Origin of the sequence: Streptomyces sp. IBSBF 2435, assembly GCF_036815005.1 — a bacterium.
GTDB lineage: Bacteria > Actinomycetota > Actinomycetes > Streptomycetales > Streptomycetaceae > Actinacidiphila.
Genome location: NZ_JAJSYW010000304.1, coordinates 1 through 4,894 on the forward strand (window position 1 = coordinate 1; position 4,894 = coordinate 4,894).

Annotated in this window: 4 protein-coding genes; all 4 read right to left on the minus strand. The window is 72.9% G+C overall.

Annotated features, from left to right (window positions below):
- Positions 1 to 233: 233 nt before the first annotated feature.
- Entirely contained in the window at positions 234 to 1,325 is a 1,092-nt protein-coding gene (thrC, locus tag V7E46_RS32465; RefSeq protein ID WP_333771760.1) for a threonine synthase, read from the minus strand.
- A 7-nt stretch (positions 1,326 to 1,332) separates the two neighbouring features.
- The gene (locus V7E46_RS32470; protein WP_329174636.1) at positions 1,333 to 2,682 is read right to left on the minus strand and encodes a homoserine dehydrogenase; all 1,350 of its coding nucleotides are present in this window, start codon (positions 2,680 to 2,682) and stop codon (positions 1,333 to 1,335) included.
- A gap of 247 nt (positions 2,683 to 2,929) precedes the next feature.
- On the minus strand, positions 2,930 to 4,321 hold the full coding sequence (gene lysA / locus V7E46_RS32475; RefSeq protein ID WP_333771761.1) for a diaminopimelate decarboxylase: 1,392 nt from the start codon (positions 4,319 to 4,321) through the stop codon (positions 2,930 to 2,932).
- Between the two features lie 30 nt (positions 4,322 to 4,351).
- Positions 4,352 to 4,894: DALR anticodon-binding domain-containing protein (locus V7E46_RS32480; protein WP_333771762.1), on the minus strand; the 543-nt coding region annotated here is incomplete at its 5' end.

Below are 4,894 nucleotides of genomic sequence, written 5' to 3' on the forward strand. Positions count from 1 at the left end.
GGCGCGGGGGGGGGGGGGCGGGGGGGGGGGGGGCCGCCCCCGGGGGGGGGGGGGGCCCCCCCCCCCCCCCCCCCCCACCCCTGGGTGGGCACCACCTCCCGGAGGGAACCGCACCGCCCCCGCGCCCCTGGGTGGGCACCCCTGCCGCAGAGGAGCCGTGCGACCCCCGAACCCGGGGGATGCGTACCCCCGGGGTGGGGCGGCGGAGAGGGCCGCTGAGGCGGAAGGCCAGGTCAGACGAGGCCCAGGCTCTGCGCGGCAGCGTCCGCGTCGATGGGGACCGTCAAGGGCGCGGGGGCGCCCGCGACCGCCCAGTCCGGGTCCTTGAGGCCGTTGCCGGTCACCGTGCAGACAATGCGCTGGCCGGGATCGACGCGGCCCTCTTCGAGGGCCTTGAGCAGGCCCGCGACGGACGCCGCCGAGGCGGGCTCGACGAAGACGCCCTCCTTCGCCGCCAGCAGGCGGTACGCGGACAGGATCTGGCGGTCCGTCACCGCCTCGATGACACCGCCGGACTCGTCCCGCGCCTCCTCGGCGAACTTCCAGGACGCCGGATTGCCGATCCTGATCGCCGTGGCGATCGTCTGCGGGCTGCGCACCGGCGCGCCGTTGACGATCGGCGCGGACCCGGCCGCCTGGAAGCCCCACATCCGCGGCTTGCGGGTGGACATCCCGTCCGCCGCGTATTCGCGGTAGCCCCGCCAGTACGCGGTGATGTTGCCCGCGTTGCCGACCGGCAGCAGATGGAGGTCGGGCGCGTCGCCGAGCGCGTCGACGATCTCGAAGGCCGCGGTCTTCTGCCCCTCTATCCGTACCGGATTGACGGAGTTGACCAGCGCGACGGGATATTTCTCGCTGAGCCCGCGCGCCAGGTCCAGGCAGTCGTCGAAGTTGCCGTCGACCTGGAGGATGCGGCTGCCGTGGACCAGCGCCTGGCCCATCTTGCCGAGCGCGATCTTGCCCCGCGGCACGAGCACCGCGCAGACCATGCCGGCGCGTACGGCGTAGGCCGCCGCCGAGGCGGAGGTGTTGCCGGTGGAGGCGCAGATGACGGCCTGGGCGCCGTCCTCCTTGGCCTTGGAGATGGCCATGGTCATACCGCGGTCCTTGAAGGACCCGGTCGGGTTCGCGCCCTCGACCTTGAGGTACACGTCGCAGCCGGTCAGTTCGGACAGCAGCTGGGCCGGTACCAGCGGTGTGCCACCCTCCAGCAGGGTGACCACCGGGGTGTCCGCGCCGACCGGGAGCCGGTCGCGGTACTCCTCGATGATGCCGCGCCACTGGTGGGTGCCCGACATCCGGGGCTGGTCGATGGTTGCGTTCATAGCGGGTCTACTCCCCTTCCACACGCATGATGCTGGCGACGCCGCGTACGGTGTCGAGTTTCCGCAGGCTGGAGACGGTCGCAGAGAGCGCGGCGTCCGGCGCGCGGTGGGTGACGACGACGAGGGAGGCCTCGCCGCCCTCCCGCCGTCCGGCGCCGCCCTGCTCGACGGCGGCATCATCGCCGCTGCCTTGGTTCCTGCCCTGCTGGCGCACCGTGTCGATGGACACGTCGTGCTCGGCGAACACCGTGGCGACCTGTGCGAGGACACCCGGTTTGTCCGCCACGTCGAGGCTGATGTGGTAGCGGGTGACCACATCCCCCATCGGGCTCACCGGCAGTTGCGTGTACGCGGACTCGCCGGCGCCGGTGGTCGCCGCCAGTTTGTTGCGGCAGGCGGCCACCAGGTCGCCGAGGACGGCGGAGGCGGTGGGTGCGCCGCCGGCGCCGGGACCGTAGAACATCAGTTGCCCCGCCGCTTCCGCCTCGACGAAGACGGCGTTGTAGGCCCCGCGTACGGAGGCCAGCGGGTGGCTGAGCGGGATCATCGCGGGGTGCACCCTGGCGGTGACCGAGCGGCCGTCGCGGGCGCGCTCGCAGATGGCCAGCAGTTTGACCGTACAGCCCATCTTCCGCGCCGAGGCGATGTCGGCCGCGGTGACCTCGGTCAGGCCCTCGCGGTGGACGTCGTCGATGGTGACCCGGGTGTGGAAGGCGATGCCGGCCAGGATCGCGGCCTTCGCGGCGGCGTCGAAGCCCTCGACGTCGGCGGTGGGGTCGGCCTCGGCGTAACCCAGCGCGGTGGCCTCGTCCAGCGCCTCGCTGTAGCCGGCGCCGGTGGAGTCCATCTTGTCGAGGATGAAGTTGGTGGTGCCGTTGACGATGCCGAGCACCCGGTTGACCTTGTCGCCGGCCAGCGATTCGCGCAGCGGCCTGATCAGCGGGATCGCGCCGGCGACCGCGGCCTCGTAGTAGAGGTCGACGCCGTGCTCGGCGGCCTTGGCGTGCAGGCTCGCGCCGTCGGCGGCGAGCAGCGCCTTGTTGGCCGACACCACCGAGGCGCCGTGCTCGAAGGCGGTGGTGATCAGCGTGCGCACCGGTTCGATGCCGCCGATGACCTCGACGACGACGTCGATGTCGCCGCGTTTGACCAGCTCGGTGGCGTCGGTGGTGAGCAGGTCCGCGGGCACTCCCGCGCGTACCCGGTTGGGGCGGCGGACCGCGATGCCGGCCAGCTCGATCGGGGCGCCGATCCGGGCGGCGAGGTCGGCCGTCTGCGTCGTGATGATGCGCGTGACCTCGGAGCCGACCACACCGCAGCCAAGCAGCGCCACTTTCAGCGGACGCGTACGCATCATCCGACCTCGTTTCTCGTACAGCTCTCGTGTAGCTCTCGTGTCGCATGTGCACGGTTCCGGTTCCCGGTTCCGTACGGCGTGGAGGGGTCCAGTCTCACCCACCGGATGGGAGAAGCCACGCCCTGTCCGGATTGCGAGACCGGCCGGGCGGACCGTGAGATTTGCCGTCCGCCCGGCGATCTTGCCGTGTTTCGTCGCGCCCGTCGCGCACGCGCCGCAGATCCTCTTTCCCGGCCGCTCCTGCGGCTCAGCCGACGTCGAGCCGCAGCAGGTCCTCCTCCGTCTCGCGGCGGACGATCACCCGGGGCCGCCCGTCCGTGACCGCGACCACCGGCGGGCGCGGCACATGGTTGTAGTTGCTGGCCATCGAGCGGCAGTACGCGCCGGTCGCCGGCACCGCGAGCAGGTCGCCGGGCGCCAGGTCGGACGGCAGGAAGGCGTCCTTGACCACGATGTCACCGCTCTCGCAGTGCTTGCCGACCACCCGGCTGAGCATCGGCTCGGCGCCGCTGGTGCGGGAGACCAGCGCGACGGTGTACTCGGCGTCGTAGAGCGCGGTGCGGATGTTGTCCGACATCCCGCCGTCCACGCTGACGTACGTGCGCAGGCCCTCCAGCGGCTTGACCGTACCGACCTCGTAGAGCGTGAACGCGGTCGGGCCGACGATGGCCCGGCCCGGCTCGACCGACAGCCGCGGCGGGTCCAGGCGGGCCGCCTCGCACTCCCGGGTGACGATCTCGCTGAGCGACTTGGCGATCTGGTAGGGCTCGGCGGGGTCGTCGTCCGCGGTGTAGGCGATGCCGAGGCCGCCGCCGAGGTCGATCTCGGGCAGCTGCACCCCGTGCTCGTCGCGGATCGCGGCCAGCAGCGACACCACCCGGCGGGCGGCCACCTCGAAGCCCGCCATGTCGAAGATCTGCGAGCCGATGTGGCTGTGGATGCCGATCAGCTCCAGGCTGTCCAGCTTGAGCACCCGGCGCACCGCCTCGGCCGCCTGCCCGCTGGCCAGCCCGAGCCCGAACTTCTGGTCCTCGTGCGCGGTCGCGATGAATTCGTGGGTGTGCGCCTCGACGCCGACCGTCACCCGGATCTGCACCGGCTGGCGCCGCCCGTGCCGCTCGGCCGCCGCCGCGACCCTGACGATCTCCTGGAAGGAGTCGAGCACGATCCGGCCGACCCCGGCCGCCACCGCCCGCTCGATCTCGGCGTTGCTCTTGTTGTTGCCGTGCATCGCGATCCGCTCGGCGGGCATGCCGGCGTCGAGCGCGACGGCCAGCTCGGCGCCCGAGCACACATCGAGGTTCAGGCCCTCCTCGTGCAGCCAGCGCACCACGGCACGGGACAGGAAGGCCTTGCCGGCGTAGAAGACGTCGGCGTCCGGCCCGAACGCCGCCCGCCACGCACGGCAGCGCGCCCGGAAGTCGGCCTCGTCGAGCACGTACGCGGGCGTACCGAATTCGGCGGCCAGATCGCGTACGTCGATGCCGCCGACCTCGACGGCGCCGTCCGCGTTGCGGGTGACGGTACGGGACCAGATGTGCGCGTCCAGCCGGTTGAGGTCGGCGGGCGGGGCGGCGTAGTGGCCCTCGGGCAGGACATCGGCGTGGCGGGGCCCTGCGGGGTGTGCGGATCGGCTCACGGGTGGCTCTCTCGTTCCGGTGCGTTCTCGTCAGAGGTGGTCGGGGGCGCTGATGCCGAGCAGGTGCAGGCCGTCGGCGAGCACGATCCCGGTCGCGTCGGCGAGGCGCACCCGGGCGGCGTGGACGGCCGAGGGTTTCTCGTCCCCCTTGGGCAGCGCGGGGCACTCGTCCTGGAACCGGAAGTAGGCGTCGGCCAGCCGCTCCAGATGCCGTGCGAGCCGGTCGGGCGCGCGGCGGCGGGCGGCGGTCTCGACAACCCGGGGAAAGTCGGCGATCAGCCCCAGCAGTTCCGTCTCGGCGGGGTGCCGGTACGGGTCCCGGGCCGCGGCTTCGACGCGTACGCCCAGGTCGTGGGCGTTGCGCAGCAGTGCGCGGGTGCGGGCGTGGGCGTAGCGGACCCGGAAGAAGGGGTTCGCCTCGCGCTGTTCGAGCAGGGCGGGACCGAGGCGCGGGGTGTCCTCCCCGGGAGGCCGCAGCAGCGCCCAGCGGGTGGCGTCGCGCCCGAGCAGAACGCTGGCGCTGGCCTCGGGGGGAGCGGCTTCCGGGGGTGCGGTCGCCCCGGGCGGGGCGAC

Coding starts and splice junctions, on each gene's coding strand:
- V7E46_RS32470 (WP_329174636.1), bottom strand. CDS start 2,682: ATGATGCGTACGCGTCCGCTGAAAGTGGCGCTGCTTGGCTGCGGTGTG.
- thrC (WP_333771760.1), bottom strand. CDS start 1,325: ATGAACGCAACCATCGACCAGCCCCGGATGTCGGGCACCCACCAGTGG.